The sequence below is a fragment of the Taylorella asinigenitalis ATCC 700933 genome, assembly GCF_000687755.1.
GTDB classification, from domain to species: domain Bacteria; phylum Pseudomonadota; class Gammaproteobacteria; order Burkholderiales; family Burkholderiaceae_B; genus Taylorella; species Taylorella asinigenitalis.
In genome coordinates this window covers 1-1,440 of the sequence record NZ_JHXN01000039.1, presented here as the reverse complement: position 1 = coordinate 1,440, position 1,440 = coordinate 1, and the positions used below count along the sequence as shown (strand labels likewise).

Below are 1,440 nucleotides of genomic sequence, written 5' to 3'. Positions count from 1 at the left end.
GTGGCCGAGGCCGGCAGGAACAGCGTGCAGCTGATGCCTTGGTCCACATGCTTTTGTGCGGCGGCCACGGTGTCGAGCACGCGGCGCTGGTCCATGTCGTAGGCTTCCTCGTAGTACCACTCGGTGTCTTCCGACAGGTGCGGCATGGGGTAGATGGTCCGCGCCTTGTTGCTGGTGCGGGTTTCCACCTTCTCAGTAATAGGCATGATGCTGGCGCTGGCGTGCGAGACGTAGGAAATGGAGCCGGTGGGCGCAATCGCCATCACGAAAGAGTGGGCGAGGCCATGCGTTTTGATGTCCTCCACAAGTTGTTCCCAATCGGCGCGGGTGGGCAGGGTGTGCCCTTCAAACAGTGCGGCGACTTCGGGCCTCCTCGGCGCAAAGTCGCGTTCCAGATACTGCGCAAAGTGTTCCCCCGACTGATAGCGGCTGCCTTCAAAGCCGCTGAACACGAAGCCGGTGTCGCGGGCAATTTCCATACTCGCTTTGCGGGCGTGGTAATGCACGGCAGCGAAAAACACGTCCACGAATTCGAGCGCCTCGGGCGAGCCGTAGATCAGTTCCTTGCCCGCCAGAAAGGAGTGCAGGCCCATCGCGCCCAGGCCAATCGAGCGCATCTCGTCGTTGGCGCGCTTGACCGCCGGCACCTCATGGACGCTGGTGGAGCGCGCCACGTTGTCCAGCATCCGGATCGCCGCGCCGACCACCCGCCCGAGGTCGCCGCCGTGCATGGTCTGCTCGATGACGAGCGAGGCGAGGTTGCACGACACGTCCAGGCCGATTCTGTCCCGGTGCTCTTGGCCGTAAGGGTGAAAATAGCTCGGCGTGGTGGGCTGCAAAATTTCCGAGCAAAGGTTACTCATCTTGATCGTCCCCACATTCGGAATCGGGTTGGCGCGGTTGGCATTGCCCTCAAACAGCAGGTAGGGGTAGCCGCTTTCGCCCTGCGTGACGGCAATATCTTCCAGAAGCCGCCGCGCCGACACGCGCTTTTTGCGGATGTTGGGGTTATCTGCCAGCGCCTGATATTCCTTCGTCCAGTCAATAGAGGTGAACTCGCGGCCCGTTTCCTGAAAAAAGGAGTGCGGGTAGAACTGATAAATATCCTCGCCGCAGCGCACTTTTTCCATAAAGATGTCAGGAATCGTTGCGCCGATACTCAGGGTCTTGAGCCGGGCGTCCTCATCGGTGGCAATTTTCTTGGCGTTCAGCAGGTCACTGAAGTCAGCGTGCATCACACTGAGGTACACCGCCCCGGCTCCCGGGCGCTGCCCCGCTTGGTCAGCGTAGCGCAGCATGTTGTCCAGCATCTTTGCCACGCCCAGCACGCCTTTCGTGACGTTCTGAATCCCGCGCAGGCTTTCGCCCCGTGCCCGCAGATTGCTGGCTTCCACGCCGATGCCGCCGCCCCCCTTGCTCAGTTCGGCCACAAAGGACAGC

The 1,440-nt window shown here is 61.4% G+C and carries 1 protein-coding gene; it reads right to left on the bottom strand.

Translation table 11 applies throughout. The annotated features are described in order from the left end of the window. Positions 1–1,440, bottom strand: a 1,440-nt coding sequence (locus T432_RS09010; RefSeq protein WP_044971321.1) for a ribonucleoside-diphosphate reductase subunit alpha, incomplete at both ends; no start/stop codon positions are given.